We start from the raw sequence: 13,934 nt of genomic DNA, 5'->3' as shown, positions 1-13,934 counted from the left end.
GGACCCGACCAGCCGACCTTTCGGGGCCGGCCGACCCACAGAAGCAACCATGCGCCGCAGACTGATCAATTCCACACTCGCCGTGGTGCTCGTGGTGATCGCCGTCTTCGGCGTCTCCCTCGTCATCGTCGAGACCCGCACCATCAGCAACAGCGCCCAGGAGAGCGTCGACTCGGAGGCGCTGCGCCTCATCAGCGTCGTCGAGAGCCGGCTCGCGGAGGACGAGCGGCTCCCCCCCGGCCTGCTCGCCCAGCAGATCGGCAGCAAGCGCTACGCACTGGTCAAGGTGCCCGGCCGGCCCGCGGTCGAGGTCGGCGAGCGCCCCACCGGCAGTGTGATCCGCGGCACGGCCGAGGGGGAGCACGGCGAGCGGGTCACCGTCGAGGAGTCCAGCTCCGCGGTCACCCGCGAGGTCGGCCGCACCCTGATGATCATCGGCGCGGTGGCCCTGCTGGCCATCGTCTCCGCCGTGCTCCTGGCGGTGCGCCAGGCCAACAGGCTGACCCTGCCGCTGACCGACCTCGCCGAGACCGCCGAACGCCTGGGCTCGGGCGACCCGAGGCCCCGCCACAAGCGGTACGGGGTCCCGGAGCTGGACCGGGTCGCCGACGTCCTGGACGCCTCCGCCGAACGGATCGCCCGGATGCTGACCGCGGAACGCCGACTGGCCGCCGACGCCTCGCACCAGCTCCGTACGCCGCTGACCGCGCTCTCCATGCGGATCGAGGAAATCTCGGTCACCGACGACCCGGACACGGTGAAGGAGGAGGCGAACATCGCGCTCACCCAGGTCGAGCGGCTCACCGACGTGGTGGAGCGGCTGTTGACCAACGCCCGCGACCCGCGCACCGGCTCCGCCGTCGTCTTCGACCTCGACGAGGTCGTCAAGCAGCAGATCGAGGAGTGGCGCCCGGCCTACCGGAGCGCGGGCCGCGCCATCGTCTGCTCCGGCAAGCAGGGGCTGCGGGCCATCGGCACCCCGGGCGCGGTCGCCCAGGTGCTGGCCGCGCTGATCGAGAACTCGCTGATGCACGGCGGCGGCACGGTCGCGCTGCGCACCCGGGTCACCGGCAACCAGGCGGTCATCGAGGTCACGGACGAGGGCCCCGGCGTTCCCGCCGATCTCGGCGCCCGGATCTTCGAGCGGGCGATCAGCGGCCGCAACTCCACCGGCATCGGCCTCGCCGTCGCCCGGGACCTCGCGGAGGCGGACGGCGGCCGTCTCGAACTGCTCCAGCAGCAGCCGCCGGTCTTCGCCCTGTTCCTCAGCCGGGTGGCCCGGAAACGACAGGAACCGGAACGCCCGGTGCGGTGACCGGCACGCCCTGTACGGGTTCCGCGACCATGGCCGGTACCGGCCGCCACCGCCCCGTACCGGCTACCGACTACCGGCGTACCGAATCCGCCCCGACCCGCGGCATGCGCTCCGTGCGGCGCTGCTTCAGAAAGCCCTCGGCGACCTGCACGGCCCCGCCCGGCGCGGTTTCGCCATCGGCGTCGGCGTCGGCGTCGGACAGGCGGTCCGCCGAGGAGCCGGCCTCGGAACCGGCCGGGGACGCCCCGTCGGGCCGGGGCCTCGCCTCGGGCAGCGCCTTGAAGACCCACGTCCGGTAGGACCAGAAGCGGAACATCGTCGCGATGCCGATCCCGAGGATCTTGAAGACATTGCTCTGGACCGGGCTGTCCCAGCCGAACCCGTACGTCGCCACGTACAGCACCCCGGACTCGATCACCGCACCCACCGCGCTGAACAGCAGGAACAGCGTCAGCTCCCGGGTGCGCCCGTTCTTGTCGCGGTCCCGGTAGGTCCAGTAGCGGAAGCCGAGGTAATTGCCGAAGACGGCGATCACGGTCGCCAGCAGACCGGCCCGGACCGTCGGGATGTCCGTGTACCGCCAGAGCAGGTTGGACACCCCGATGTTGACCACCAGACCGACCGCGCCGACCACGCCGAACTTGGCGATCTCCCGGGCCAGCAGATCCAGCCTGGCCCGCAGTGCGCCCCGTTCGCTCATGGTGATCGCTCAGCCCGTCTGTCGGTTACGTCAACCCGGTCATGCTAACCAGCCCGCCCGCGCCCCGCTCCGGACGCCGGGCGCGGTGTGGCGATGCTGTGACGCGACCGGGCGGGCCGGGCGGCCGGAGGGCGTCGTCGGAGGGCCGCCGGGGCGGCGGATACCCTGGAGGAGTGACGTTCCCGGTAGTCGGCATGGTCGGCGGCGGTCAGCTCGCCCGTATGACCCACGAGGCGGGCATCCCCCTCGGCATCAAGTTCAAGCTCCTCAGTGACACCCCCCAGGACTCGGCGGCCCAGGTGGTGAGCGAAGTCGTCGTCGGCGACTATCGCGACCTGGACACGCTGCGCGCCTTCGCGCACGGCTGCGACGTGATCACCTTCGATCACGAGCACGTACCGACCGAGCACCTGCGGGCCCTGGAGGCGGACGGCATCCCCGTGCGCCCGGGACCCGACGCGCTGGTGCACGCCCAGGACAAGGGGGTGATGCGCGCGAAGCTCAGCGAGATCGGCGCGCCCTGCCCCCGGCACCGCATCGTGAAGGACCCGGCCGACGTCGCGGCCTTCGCCGAGGAGACCGGCGGCTTCCCCGTCGTCCTCAAGACGGTCCGCGGCGGCTACGACGGCAAGGGCGTCTGGGTGGTCCGCTCCGAGGCGGACGCCGCCGACCCCTTCCGGGCCGGTGTCGCGGTCCTCGCGGAGGAGAAGGTCGACTTCGTACGGGAGCTGGCGGCCAACATCGTCCGCTCGCCGCACGGCCAGGCCGTCGCCTACCCGGTCGTCGAGTCGATCCAGGTCGACGGCGTCTGCGACACGGTCGTCGCCCCCGCCCCCGAGCTGGACGAGGCCCTGGCCGGCGAGGCCCAGCAGCTCGCCCTGCGCATCGCCGCCGAACTCGGCGTCGTCGGCCACCTCGCCGTCGAGCTCTTCGAGACGCGGGGACCCGACGGAAAGCCCGGCATCCTGGTCAACGAACTGGCGATGCGCCCGCACAACTCCGGGCACTGGACCCAGGACGGCGCGATCACCTCCCAGTTCGCCAACCACGTCCGGGCCGTGCTCGACCTGCCGCTCGGCGACCCCCGCCCGCGCGCCGCCTGGACGGTCATGTCCAATGTCCTCGGCGGCGACTACCCGGACATGTACCAGGCGTACCTGCACTGCATGGCCCGCGACCCGCAGCTCAAGATCCACATGTACGGCAAGGACGTGAAGCCCGGCCGCAAGGTCGGACACGTCAACACCTACGGCGACGACCTGGCGGACGTGCGGGAGCGCGCCCGGCACGCGGCCGACTACCTGCGAGGAACGATCACCGAATGACCTCCCCCGCCACCGCCGCGCCCCTCGTCGGCATCGTCATGGGCTCGGACTCCGACTGGCCCGTCATGGAGGCCGCGGCCAAGGCCCTCGACGAGTTCGAGATCCCCTACGAGGTCGACGTCGTCTCCGCCCACCGCATGCCGCACGAGATGATCGCGTACGGCGAGCAGGCGGCGGAGCGCGGTCTGAAGGCGATCGTCGCGGGTGCGGGCGGCGCCGCCCACCTCCCCGGCATGCTCGCCTCGGTGACCCCGCTGCCGGTCATCGGCGTACCGGTCCCGCTGAAGTACCTGGACGGCATGGACAGCCTGCTCTCCATCGTGCAGATGCCCGCCGGGGTGCCGGTCGCGACCGTCTCGGTCGGCGGCGCGCGCAACGCGGGCCTGCTCGCCGCCCGCATCCTCGCCGCCCACGACGGCGAGCTGTTGGCCCGGATGCGGGAGTTCCAGCAGGAGCTGAACGACCAGGCGACGGAGAAGGGCAAGCGGCTCCGCAGCAAGGTCCAGGGCTCCGACTCCTTCGGCTTCGGGAAGTAGGGGCCGTGGAGCGGTTGGAGCGGGCGAGGGAACTCCTCGCCGAGTACCCGGTCGTCGACGGCCACAACGACCTGCCGTGGGCGCTGCGCGAACAGGTCGGCTACGACCTCGACGCCCGTGACATCGCCACCGACCAGTCCGCCCACCTGCACACCGACATCCCCCGGCTGCGCGCGGGCGGCGTCGGCGCGCAGTTCTGGTCCGTCTACGTGCGGTCCGACATGGCGGGCGACGAAGCGGTCGCCGCCACCCTCGAACAGATCGACGTGGTCGCCGAGCTGCTGGACCGGTACCCCGCCGACCTGCGGCGCGCGCTCACCGCCGACGACATGGAGACGGCCCGCGCCGAGGGTCGCATCGCCTCCCTGATGGGCGCCGAGGGCGGCCACTCCATCAACAACTCGCTGGGCACCCTGCGCGCCCTGCACGCGCTGGGCGTCCGGTACATGACGCTCACCCACAACGACAACATCGCGTGGGCGGATTCGGCGACCGACGACCCGGGCGTCGGCGGCCTCTCGCCCTTCGGCCACGAGGTCGTACGGGAGATGAACCGCACCGGCATGCTGGTCGACCTCTCCCACGTGGCGGCCACCACGATGCGCGACGCACTGGACACCTCCACCGCGCCGGTGATCTTCTCGCACTCCTCGTCGCGCGCGGTCTGCGACCACCCGCGCAACGTCCCCGACGACGTCCTCGGCAGGCTCCCCGCCAACGGGGGCATCGCCATGGCGACCTTCGTGCCGAAGTTCGTCCTCCCGGAGGCCGTCGCCTGGACCCTGGCCGCGGACGAGAACATGCGCGCCCACGGCCTGCACCACCTCGACACCACCGCGCGGGCCATGAAGATCCACGCCGACTTCGAGGCGGCCCACCCGCGCCCGGTCGCCACCGTGGCGACGATCGCCGACCACCTCGACCACATGCGCGAGGTCGCCGGCATCGACCACATCGGCATCGGCGGAGACTACGACGGCACGGCCTTCCTCCCGGACGGCCTCCAAGACGTCTCCGGCTACCCGAACCTGGTCGCGGAGCTCCTCGGCCGCGGCTGGTCCGCCGCCGACCTCGCCAAGCTCACCTGGCGGAACGCGGTACGGGTGCTGCGCGACGCCGAGGACGTGGCGCGCGAGCTGCGCACCCGCCGCGGCCCGTCGCACGCCACGATCGAGCAGTTGGACGGCCCGGCCGACTGAGCCGCAACTGCCGTCAGCGAAAGGCGTGTGGGGCGCCCCTCCCGGAGGGGGCGCCCCACACGCCTTTTTCCCGGCCGGGTTCGGCCTCGGTTCAAGCTTCGGGCCTCAGTTCGAGCACAGACAGAACGGGTGCCCGGCGGGGTCCGCGTACACCCGGAAGGTCCGCTCCCGGTCCGCCGCGTCCAGCACGGTGGCGCCCAGCGCGAGCACCTCCTTCTCCGCCGCGTCCAGGTCCGGCACGGTCAGGTCCAGATGGAGCTGCTGCGAACCGTCCGGGGCCGGCCACTGCGGCGGTACGTGACCGGGCGCGGCCTGGAACGCGACGACCGCGCCCCCGGCCCCGGTCAGCTCCACCCAGTCGTCGCCGCCGCGCTCGACCTTCCCGCCGAGCAGCCCGGCGTAGAAATTCGCGAGCGCGACGGGGTCGACGCAGTCCAGGACGACGGCACCCAGTGTGGCGAGAGCCATGACGTGTTCCTCCTCAGAACGACATGGTTACCGTTACATCGGCTCAACCGGTAACCGTTACTGCATGCTGCCGCATGACGGGTAACGTCGCAACCATGAGTGAGAAGGAATCCGCGCCCGGTGGGCTCGCGCTGATCGAGGCGCTGGTCAACACACTGGACGTCGAGACCGGCGCGGACAGCCTCGACACGGAGGAGGGGCGCGCCGCCTTCGGCATCGCCGAGCGGGACGTCCAGGACTCCCGGGAACTGCGCGAGGCGCTGCGCACCGTCTGCCTCGCCCACGCGGGCCACCGCCCCCCGGACGCAGCCGCGCCCCTGCTGGACCGGCTGCTCGCCGAGGCGCCCCTGCGCGTCACCGTGGACGCGGCGGGCGCCGCGGCCCTGCGCCCCGCCACCGAACCGGCCGGGCTGACCGCGCGGGTCGCGGCAGCCATCGCCGCCGCGGCGGCCGACGGCACCTGGGCCCGGCTCAAGGCCTGCGAGGCGGAGGACTGCCAGTGGGCGTACTACGACCGCAGTCCGGCGGGACGCCGCCGCTGGTGCTCCATGTCGGTGTGCGGCGCCCGCGCCAAGATGCGCACTTACCGCGCGAGGCGCGGCTAAGGGCTGTCCCGTAATCCCTGGCTGTCGTCGCACGCCCGCCAGGGATTACGGGACAGCCCTTAGGAACTTCTGACCGGATCAATCGGGCCGTGAGCGGCCTGGACCGGGCCGGGACCGGACGGCACTGAGCCGAGCCGGGCCGGGGCGGGCCGGACCCGACCGAGACGGCCCGGGACCGCACCGCCCCGGCACCAGACCCGGCCCGGTCGGGGTCAGGCCTTCGGGCGGCCCATGGCCCGGTACGTCCAGCCGGCGCCGCGCCACAGTTCGCCGTCGAGCGCGTTGCGGCCGTCCAGGACGATCCGCTGGGACACGACCGCGCCGAGCTCCGCCGGGTCCAGCTCGCGGAACTCACGCCACTCCGTCAGGTGCAGCACCACGTCCGCGCCGCGCACCGCCTCCAGCGCCGACTCCGCGTAGCCGAGGGTCGGGAAGAGCCGCCGGGCGTTGTCCATGCCCTTCGGGTCGAAGACCGTGACCTGGCCGCCCTGGAGATGTATCTGCCCGGCCACGTTCAGCGCGGGCGAGTCCCGTACGTCGTCCGAGTCCGGCTTGAACGTCGCGCCCAGCACCGCCACCCGCTTGCCGAGGAAGGAACCGCCGCCCACGGCCTCCCGGGCCAGCTCCACCATGTGACCGCGGCGCCGCATGTTGATCGAGTCGACCTCGCGGAGGAAGGTCAGCGCCTGATCGGCGCCCAGCTCACCGGCGCGTGCCATGAAGGCCCGGATGTCCTTCGGCAGACAGCCGCCGCCGAACCCGATCCCGGCCCGCAGGAACTTCGACCCGATCCGCTCGTCGTGCCCGATCGCCTCGGCCAGCTTCACCACGTCGCCGTCGGAGGCCTCGCAGACCTCGGCCATGGCGTTGATGAACGAGATCTTCGTCGCCAGGAACGAATTGGCCGCGGTCTTCACCAGCTCGGCGGTCGGGAAGTCCGTCACCACGAACGGCGACCCCTCGGCGACCGGCGTCGCGTACACCTCGCGCAGCAGCTTCTCGGACCGCTCGCTCGCCACACCGACGACGATCCGGTCCGGGTGCAGGGTGTCCCGCACGGCGAAGCCCTCGCGCAGGAACTCCGGGTTCCAGGCCAGCTCCGCGTCGGCGCCGGCCGGTGCCAGCTCCGCCAGCCGCGCCGCGAGCCGGGCCGCCGAGCCCACCGGGACGGTCGACTTCCCGACGACCAGCGCCGGCCGGGTCAGATGCGGGGCCAGCGACTCGAACGCGCTGTCCACGTAGCTCATGTCGCAGGCGTACTCGCCGTGCTTCTGCGGAGTGTTCACGCAGACGAAGTGCACGTCGCCGAAGGCCGCCACCTCTTCCCACGAGGAGGTGAACCGCAGGCGCCCCGTGGAGCCCTCGATGCCCTCGACGTGCTTGCGCAGCAGCTCCTCCAGGCCCGGCTCGTACATCGGGACCCGGCCGGCGCCCAGCATCTCGATCTTCTCGGGCACGACATCGAGGCCGAGCACTTCGAAACCCAGTTCCGTCATGGCCGCGGCGTGGGTGGCACCGAGGTAGCCGGTGCCGATCACAGTGATCCTGAGGGCCATGGAACGCTCCTGGGAGATGCGGACAGACATGCGGTGAACGAGCATAGTCGTGCTCCTGGAGGCCCGGTTTCCGGTCGGCTGTGCGGGCTTCTCCCACCCCTGTCGTGAAGCTCACGCACGCATGGCATAGGCCATCGTGGGAGCCGGGATCTAAAATTGGGTTACTTAACGGTAGTTAGCGTCTGGGGAGTGAGCGTCTTGGCGGGTTCGACCGATTTCGACCTGTATCGTCCGGCCGAGGAGCACGAGCTGCTCCGGGAGACGGTGCGTGCGCTCGCCGAGGCGAAGATCGCCCCGCACGCGGCCGCGGTCGACGAGGAGGCGCGCTTCCCGCAGGAGGCGCTCGACGCCCTGACCGCCGCCGACCTGCACGCGGTGCACGTACCCGAGCAGTACGGCGGCGCGGGCGCCGACGCCCTCGCCACGGTCATCGTGATCGAGGAGGTGGCCCGGGTCTGCGCCTCCTCCTCCCTGATCCCGGCCGTGAACAAGCTCGGCTCGCTCCCGGTGATCCTCTCCGGCTCCGAGGACCTGAAGAAGAAGTACCTGGGCCCGCTCGCCAAGGGCGACGGCATGTTCTCGTACTGCCTCTCCGAGCCCGACGCGGGCTCCGACGCGGCCGGCATGAAGACCCGCGCCGTGCGCGACGGCGACTTCTGGGTGCTCAACGGCGTGAAGCGCTGGATCACCAACGCGGGCGTCTCCGAGTACTACACGGTCATGGCCGTCACCGACCCGACCAAGCGCTCCAAGGGCATCTCGGCGTTCGTCGTCGAGAAGTCGGACGAGGGCGTCTCCTTCGGTGCCCCGGAGAAGAAGCTCGGCATCAAGGGATCGCCGACCCGCGAGGTCTACTTCGACAACGTCCGCATCCCCGCCGACCGCATGATCGGCGAGGAGGGCACCGGCTTCGCCACCGCGATGAAGACCCTGGACCACACCCGCATCACCATCGCGGCCCAGGCCCTCGGCATCGCCCAGGGCGCCCTGGACTACGCCAAGGGCTACGTCCAGGAGCGCAAGCAGTTCGGCAAGCCGATCGCCGACTTCCAGGGCATCCAGTTCATGCTCGCCGACATGGCCATGAAGCTGGAGGCGGCCCGCCAGCTCACCTACTCGGCCGCCGCCAAGTCCGAGCGCGTCGACGGCGACCTCACCTTCTTCGGCGCCGCGGCCAAGTGCTTCGCCTCCGACGTCGCGATGGAGGTCACCACGGACGCGGTCCAGCTGCTCGGCGGCTACGGCTACACGCGGGACTACCCGGTGGAGCGGATGATGCGCGACGCGAAGATCACCCAGATCTACGAGGGCACGAACCAGGTCCAGCGCATCGTGATGTCGCGGAACCTGCCGTAACCCTCCGCGCACCGGTCCGACCGACCGAAGAAGCCCCGGCCCCGCGGCCGGGGCTTCTCGGCGTTCCGGCTACTCGACGGGGCACGCCCCGTGCCCGGTATGCGTACGGTTCTTGCGCCTCAGGTTCGATAGGCACTGAACGGTACGGCGCTTTCCAGGGCCAGATCCCGCCACGCGAGATACTTGCCCATGTCTGGGTCCTGGATCAGTTCGCGGCTGATCTGAGTCCGTCGGATCGGCAGTTCAGATGCATGACTGCCGATTCGTCGAACATCCAGAAGTCTTGTTCAGGGAGTCCGGGGTTCGGCTCGTTCGTCAGATCAACTATTTGATAGTCCTCCCCGGCAGCGGTATTTCCGGGGATGCACCACTTGAACAGGTACCGGCTGTACGGCGTGAGTGGTCGGCGCACGACCTTCGCTCGGGTCATTGTCCGCCCGGCCGCCGTGTGACCTCTGATCGTCCACTGCCCCGGCTTCCTTGCCGGATGTCATTCGCAGTGCCCGCAGCACGGCTCCAGGCATGATCTGCTCACGCCCCGTGTCTGGCCCACCAATCGGTGAACGGTTCCGCGTGTGCGAGTGCCGCGTCACGGTGCTGCGTGAATTCCGCTGTCCGTTCAGCCGGCAGAACTTCCGAGCCCAGGTACTTTCCGTTGCCGTCGTATTTCATCACTGCCACGGACCCGGAATCGAAGAGCCAGAAGTCCGGAACGTTCCTCAAGGGATTGTTCTTGCCGGTGATGTCGAGGATGAAGAATTCTTCGCCCCCGGACATGTTTTTCCGGTACCCCCACCCGAGCTCGAATCTGAGGTAGTCCGTGAGCGGGCGGGACAGGATGTGCACCCGGTAGACGCGCTTCCCGGTATCGGTGTGCGAGCGGAGTTCTTCGACCCAGTCCGTGTTGTAGTCGGCCGGCTGGGCCTCCCCGGCCAGGAACGCCCGGTAGGCGTCGACGCTCCCGGACCTGCTGTAGTCGTCCAGGGTTTCCAGTCGGAACGCCTCGTGCTCGAACGAGTCGAAGAGGCTGCTGAGAGTCTTGGGCGAAGTTGTCACAGATGGCCTTCCGGGGCAGGTCCGAGGGGCGTCGGCGCGAGGGGTCACCCCTCGGTGAAGACTTCGTCGGCGGTGGTGGCCGTGGCGGCGCGGTTGAGCCATTGGAGCAGGAGCCGGGAATCGCCGCAGGTGCCGATCCGCTCGCGGAGTTCGTCGGTGACGGCGATGCCGCGCGCCTGGAGAACCAGTAGAACGCTTTCCGCCAGGCCCTTTACCCGGCCTTCATCCCGGCCTTCGTCCCGGATTTCCTCCGACATGAAGGACTTGTAGAAAGAGAGGTCCACGGCCACCAGGTTCCTCCACTGTTGTGCGGCCGGGCGGTTACCCAGGCCCTGTGCGGTGAGTTCGACGATGGGGTTGGCGATGGTTTCCGGTGCGTCCCGCAGTGCGGCGGACAGGGTTTTCAGTATGGCACCGACGTCCGGATTGTCGGCGTGTGTGATGGCGGCCAGGGTGGCGAGCGCGAGGTCCTTGCGGGCTTCGGCCACGTCGGTGATGACGGGCATGTTGTGCGGCCCGGCGACGAGGGGGCTCAGGGTGAGTGTCTGCCACTGGCGGATCCCGATGGAGACGGGGCGTGCGGCCCATTCGGCGGTGGCGGGGTCCTGGCAGACGACCAGCAGCAGGACGGGCAGTCCATACCTGTTGTGGAGATAGCTGACGTAGTACGGCCAGCTGGTGGTCTTGCGCGGGTCCTTCTTGCCCTGGGCCTCGATGGCGAGGAGGAAGGCCCCCTCGTGCTCCGTCTCGATGCGCAGGAGGGTGTCCACCCGGCGTTCGACGGGGCGGGCCTCGGTGAGGTCGGTGGGCAGGGCGACGGCCGAGGTCGGTGGCGGGATGTCGATTCCGAGCACTTCGGAGACGCGGGAGAAGAGGCCCGGGTACTCCTGGAAGATGCGGTGCATTGCCTCGTGGGGCGAGCTGACCATGCAGGTCCGTTCGGGTCATAGGTGATGCTCCGGTCAGGCGGCCGTGAGCAGTTGGGTGCGGCAGTCGCGGCAGTGTCCGGGGTGGTGGGAGCGGAAGGCGCGGTCGCAGCCGTCGCAGTTCTGGAGCGGGGGGACGGTGGCCTCGGGGCGGCGGCGGGTAGGTGCGGTGTCCTGGGGTCCTGGCAGGGGTGGCGGGAGGAGTGTCGTGATGCGGTGGCGCAGGAGTCTGGCCGGGTGTTTGAGGGGGTTGGGGAGGTCGGTGGTGAGGGCGTGGCGGATGGTGTCGGGGTGGGTCTTGCGTTCGAGCCAGGTGGCCATGCCGGGGGCGAGGGTGTGGATGTCGTGCTCGGAGAGGACGAGCCGGGGTGCGTGGCGGCGCAGGTCGGCGAGGAGCGCGGTGGCCGTGCGCAGCAGTTCCGGGGTGAGGTGTTGTGGCTGGGGGAGCGGAGGCGGTGGTGGCGTTGTGCGTGGGGCGGGAGCGGAGGGGGCGATGGGGGTGGTTGCTGGTAGCGGTGGGGGTGTGGGGGGTTTGGGGGTGGCCGGGGGCGACCGGTGAGGAGTTGGGGTTGTGGCGGGCTGGTTGTACGAGACGGTGCGGGTGACGACGCGGCCGTTGGCGAGGCGTAAGCGGCTGCGGTGGAGGTAGCCGTGGGCTTCGAGTTCGCGCAGGGCGGCGGCGATGCGGGTCTCGCTCTCGGGGAAGCGTTCGGCGAGGTGCTTGATGCCGATCCTGGCTCCGGCGGGGAGCGACTGGATGTGGGCGGCGAGGCCGATCGCGGTCAGGGAGAGGCCGCGGTGCTGGGCGAGGTGATTGCCGATGACGGTGAAGCCCGCGGCATGGCGGGAGTTGACGTGGACGACGCCGGATGACGGTGTGGTGTCTCCGGGTACGGGGGACGGACCGCGCGGGGGCGCGGTAATCTGCGGGGTACCCATCGGGAAGCTCCTACTTCCTCGGTGGTCAGGCCCCCGGTTGAGACTGTGAATCTCGTCGGGGGCCGTCGCATGTCTGGAGTTGTCGCGGCGAGCATAAGCAGACCAACCCACCCGAAATCCAGCTAAGTTGCCCCATGTCACCTGAGTGAGTGACGGGGGTTGGGTTTGGTTGGGGAGGGTGTTTTCTCCAGGTCCTTAAAAGCTTTATGCGTCGTGGGAAACGGGGACGCGGCTCACCGGGTCGTGGGTTTCCGCGACCCGGTGGAGCGGTTGCGGTACGAGGTCGAGTTCGGCCCAGACCGTCTTGCGCGGGACGGGGCCGAGCACGGTGCCCCAGCGGTCGGCGAGCGCCTCGACGATCAGCAGCCCGCGCCCGGATTCCGCGTCGGCGGCGGGGGAGGACGCGACGGGAAGCTGCTCGCCCCGGGTGTCGGTCACCTCGATCCGCAGGAGCTCGTCGCGGTGGACGGCGAGATCGAGCCGGAAGTCCCGCCCGGGTACGCGGCCGTGGACGGCGGCATTGGTGGCCAGCTCGGCGACGATGTGCGCGGCCGACTCCACGGGCAGCCCCCAATCACCCAGATGCGCCGTGGCGAGGAGACGGGCGAGCCTGACGCCTCGCCGGGTGGGGGAGAGCAGCACGGTGAACTGCCGCGTGGGGGCGGAACGTTCGGTTCGAGTGAGGAGTTGGTTCACATCACTCAGCGTGGCCGTACCTGCGTACCGTGAACAGCAACGAGCCCCTTGCGTACGGCGATTGTCCCGTGCCTGTCCAGTGCTGTCCCGGCTGTCCGGGGTGACGTGCGGGGGACATCAGGGGTTGAGCCAAGAACGGCAAGCGCGTCGGAAGTGGGGCACGGATGAGCGTGGATGAAGCGGGTACGGAGCGCGGTGACTGCGAGGCGGACGAGCCGGGCTGGGACGTCGACCCGGACGACGAGTCGGGGGCAGCCGTGGTCGCGGCGGTGGGCCGTCAGATCAAGGCGTGGCGGGAGGCCGCGGGGATGCGGGCCGGCGAGTTCGGGGCCGCGATCGGGTACGGGGAGGACATGGTCTACAAGGTGGAGGGCGGCCGTCGCATCCCCCGGCCGGAACTCCTGGACAAGGCGGACCAGGTGTTCGGGGCGGACGGGAAGATCGCCGCGATGAAGCAGGACGTGGCAGAGGTCCGGTACCCGAAGAAGATCCGGGATCTGGCGAAGCTGGAGAAGCGGGCGGCTGAGATGGGGTTGTACAGCAACCACAGCATCCACGGTCTGTTGCAGACATCGGAGTACGCGCGGGCATTGTTCGAGATGAGGCGGCCCGCGTACTCACAGGACGAAGTGGAGAGGGTGCTGGCCGCGCGCATGGCCAGGCATTCGGTCTTCGAGAGGTCACCTGCTCCCGCGCTCAGCTTCGTGCAGGAAGAGGTGACGCTGTGCCGCCCCGTCGGGGGCACAATGGTGCTGCGCCGACAGCTCGAACGACTTCTGGAGGCCGGGCAGTTGCGGAACGTCGAGATTCAGGTGATGCCGACCAATCGCGAGGACCATGCGGGGATGGACGGCGGAATCGAAGTATTGAAGTTCGAGGACGGCACCGCGGTGGGACGGTCGGGCGGCGCCTTCGCCGGGCGGCCGGTCTCCGATCCGAAGCAGCTCAGAATCCTTGAGTTGCGCTATGGAATGATCCGGGCTCAGGCTCTCACGCCACGGGAGTCGTTGGCCTTCATCGAAAAACTGCTGGGAGAGACATGATCCGCAAGACCTCTGCCGGGGACGCTTCCGAACTGGAGTGGTTCAAGAGCAGTTACAGCAGCGGCAGCGAAGGGGACTCCTGCGTCGAGGTGGCGACTGCGTCCCGCGCGGTGCACGTCCGCGACTCGAAGAACCTGCCGGGACCTCGGCTCGCCTTCGGCGAGGAAGCTTGGGCGGGCTTCGTCTCCTACGCGGCCGAGCACTGATTCCGCTC

Annotated in this window: 16 protein-coding genes; 8 read left to right on the top strand and 8 right to left on the bottom strand. The window is 70.1% G+C overall.

What is annotated here, in order from left to right:
* The first annotated feature begins 49 nt into the window (after positions 1-49).
* Entirely contained in the window at positions 50-1,315 is a 1,266-nt protein-coding gene (locus tag ACWCXX_RS18750) for an ATP-binding protein (protein WP_451128509.1), read from the top strand.
* A gap of 70 nt (positions 1,316-1,385) precedes the next feature.
* Here the strand turns inward: ACWCXX_RS18750 and ACWCXX_RS18745 are convergent, their stop codons facing one another.
* A complete protein-coding gene (locus ACWCXX_RS18745) occupies positions 1,386-2,015 on the bottom strand; it encodes a GtrA family protein (protein WP_451128507.1) in 630 nt (209 codons plus the stop codon).
* Between the two features lie 173 nt (positions 2,016-2,188).
* On the opposite strand from ACWCXX_RS18745, the gene ACWCXX_RS18740 reads away from it, so the two are divergent.
* Genes ACWCXX_RS18740 through ACWCXX_RS18730 form a run of 3 tightly spaced genes read left to right on the top strand, consistent with a single transcriptional unit; the run spans position 2,189 to position 5,075 of the window.
* A complete protein-coding gene (locus ACWCXX_RS18740; protein WP_451128505.1) occupies positions 2,189-3,340 on the top strand; it encodes a 5-(carboxyamino)imidazole ribonucleotide synthase in 1,152 nt (383 codons plus the stop codon).
* Positions 3,337-3,876, top strand: coding sequence for a 5-(carboxyamino)imidazole ribonucleotide mutase (gene purE / locus ACWCXX_RS18735; protein WP_388992639.1), 540 nt, complete (start codon positions 3,337-3,339; stop codon positions 3,874-3,876). Before ACWCXX_RS18740 ends, purE begins: the two co-directional genes overlap by 4 nt.
* A gap of 5 nt (positions 3,877-3,881) precedes the next feature.
* Positions 3,882-5,075 carry a dipeptidase gene (locus ACWCXX_RS18730; protein WP_451128503.1) on the top strand — a complete coding sequence of 398 codons (1,194 nt, stop codon included), beginning with the start codon at positions 3,882-3,884 and terminating at the stop codon, positions 5,073-5,075.
* 105 nt (positions 5,076-5,180) lie between these two features.
* Here the strand turns inward: ACWCXX_RS18730 and ACWCXX_RS18725 are convergent, their stop codons facing one another.
* Positions 5,181-5,543, bottom strand: coding sequence for a VOC family protein (locus ACWCXX_RS18725; protein WP_451128501.1), 363 nt, complete (start codon positions 5,541-5,543; stop codon positions 5,181-5,183).
* A gap of 95 nt (positions 5,544-5,638) precedes the next feature.
* Here ACWCXX_RS18725 and ACWCXX_RS18720 point away from each other — a divergent pair, with 95 nt between their 5' ends.
* Entirely contained in the window at positions 5,639-6,148 is a 510-nt protein-coding gene (locus ACWCXX_RS18720) for a CGNR zinc finger domain-containing protein (protein ID WP_451128499.1), read from the top strand.
* A gap of 212 nt (positions 6,149-6,360) precedes the next feature.
* Here the strand turns inward: ACWCXX_RS18720 and ACWCXX_RS18715 are convergent, their stop codons facing one another.
* On the bottom strand, positions 6,361-7,704 hold the full coding sequence (locus ACWCXX_RS18715; RefSeq protein WP_451128658.1) for a UDP-glucose dehydrogenase family protein: 1,344 nt from the start codon (positions 7,702-7,704) through the stop codon (positions 6,361-6,363).
* A 198-nt stretch (positions 7,705-7,902) separates the two neighbouring features.
* Between ACWCXX_RS18715 and ACWCXX_RS18710 the strand changes: the two genes are divergently transcribed.
* On the top strand, positions 7,903-9,060 hold the full coding sequence (locus ACWCXX_RS18710) for an acyl-CoA dehydrogenase (RefSeq protein ID WP_451128656.1): 1,158 nt from the start codon (positions 7,903-7,905) through the stop codon (positions 9,058-9,060).
* 205 nt (positions 9,061-9,265) lie between these two features.
* Here the strand turns inward: ACWCXX_RS18710 and ACWCXX_RS18705 are convergent, their stop codons facing one another.
* From ACWCXX_RS18705 to ACWCXX_RS18685, 5 genes are all read right to left on the bottom strand, one after another.
* On the bottom strand, positions 9,266-9,490 hold the full coding sequence (locus ACWCXX_RS18705; protein WP_451128497.1) for a DUF6879 family protein: 225 nt from the start codon (positions 9,488-9,490) through the stop codon (positions 9,266-9,268).
* A 101-nt stretch (positions 9,491-9,591) separates the two neighbouring features.
* Positions 9,592-10,116 (bottom strand): DUF6879 family protein, encoded by a 525-nt coding sequence (locus tag ACWCXX_RS18700; protein WP_451128654.1) that lies wholly within the window; start codon positions 10,114-10,116, stop codon positions 9,592-9,594.
* A gap of 44 nt (positions 10,117-10,160) precedes the next feature.
* Positions 10,161-11,045: a hypothetical protein gene (locus tag ACWCXX_RS18695; protein ID WP_451128495.1), complete on the bottom strand. Its 885-nt coding sequence runs from the start codon at positions 11,043-11,045 to the stop codon at positions 10,161-10,163.
* A gap of 33 nt (positions 11,046-11,078) precedes the next feature.
* A complete protein-coding gene (locus tag ACWCXX_RS18690) occupies positions 11,079-11,981 on the bottom strand; it encodes a helix-turn-helix domain-containing protein (RefSeq protein WP_451128493.1) in 903 nt (300 codons plus the stop codon).
* Between the two features lie 204 nt (positions 11,982-12,185).
* Positions 12,186-12,677, bottom strand: a complete 492-nt coding sequence (locus ACWCXX_RS18685) for an ATP-binding protein (RefSeq protein ID WP_451128491.1) — start codon at positions 12,675-12,677, stop codon at positions 12,186-12,188.
* Positions 12,678-12,841: 164 nt separating this feature from the next.
* Between ACWCXX_RS18685 and ACWCXX_RS18680 the strand changes: the two genes are divergently transcribed.
* On the top strand, positions 12,842-13,720 hold the full coding sequence (locus ACWCXX_RS18680; RefSeq protein WP_451128489.1) for a helix-turn-helix domain-containing protein: 879 nt from the start codon (positions 12,842-12,844) through the stop codon (positions 13,718-13,720).
* Positions 13,717-13,926, top strand: coding sequence for a DUF397 domain-containing protein (locus ACWCXX_RS18675; protein WP_451128487.1), 210 nt, complete (start codon positions 13,717-13,719; stop codon positions 13,924-13,926). The genes ACWCXX_RS18680 and ACWCXX_RS18675 overlap by 4 nt, the downstream gene beginning before the upstream one ends.
* Positions 13,927-13,934 lie beyond the last annotated feature (8 nt).

The sequence above is a fragment of the Streptomyces sp. NPDC001732 genome, assembly GCF_053596315.1.
The sequence above is the reverse complement of the archived record's forward strand: the minus strand, read 5'-3'. Positions and strand labels throughout refer to the sequence as shown.

Excerpts from the sequence above, each read along its gene's own strand:
- ACWCXX_RS18695 (WP_451128495.1), bottom strand. The coding sequence starts at position 11,045 with ATGGTCAGCTCGCCCCACGAGGCAATGCACCGCATCTTCCAGGAGTAC.
- ACWCXX_RS18715 (WP_451128658.1), bottom strand. The coding sequence starts at position 7,704 with ATGGCCCTCAGGATCACTGTGATCGGCACCGGCTACCTCGGTGCCACC.
- ACWCXX_RS18750 (WP_451128509.1), top strand. The coding sequence starts at position 50 with ATGCGCCGCAGACTGATCAATTCCACACTCGCCGTGGTGCTCGTGGTG.
- ACWCXX_RS18680 (WP_451128489.1), top strand. The coding sequence starts at position 12,842 with ATGAGCGTGGATGAAGCGGGTACGGAGCGCGGTGACTGCGAGGCGGAC.
- ACWCXX_RS18725 (WP_451128501.1), bottom strand. The coding sequence starts at position 5,543 with ATGGCTCTCGCCACACTGGGTGCCGTCGTCCTGGACTGCGTCGACCCC.
- ACWCXX_RS18745 (WP_451128507.1), bottom strand. The coding sequence starts at position 2,015 with ATGAGCGAACGGGGCGCACTGCGGGCCAGGCTGGATCTGCTGGCCCGG.
- ACWCXX_RS18705 (WP_451128497.1), bottom strand. The coding sequence starts at position 9,490 with ATGACCCGAGCGAAGGTCGTGCGCCGACCACTCACGCCGTACAGCCGG.
- purE (WP_388992639.1), top strand. The coding sequence starts at position 3,337 with ATGACCTCCCCCGCCACCGCCGCGCCCCTCGTCGGCATCGTCATGGGC.
- ACWCXX_RS18720 (WP_451128499.1), top strand. The coding sequence starts at position 5,639 with ATGAGTGAGAAGGAATCCGCGCCCGGTGGGCTCGCGCTGATCGAGGCG.
- ACWCXX_RS18675 (WP_451128487.1), top strand. The coding sequence starts at position 13,717 with ATGATCCGCAAGACCTCTGCCGGGGACGCTTCCGAACTGGAGTGGTTC.
- ACWCXX_RS18690 (WP_451128493.1), bottom strand. The coding sequence starts at position 11,981 with ATGGGTACCCCGCAGATTACCGCGCCCCCGCGCGGTCCGTCCCCCGTA.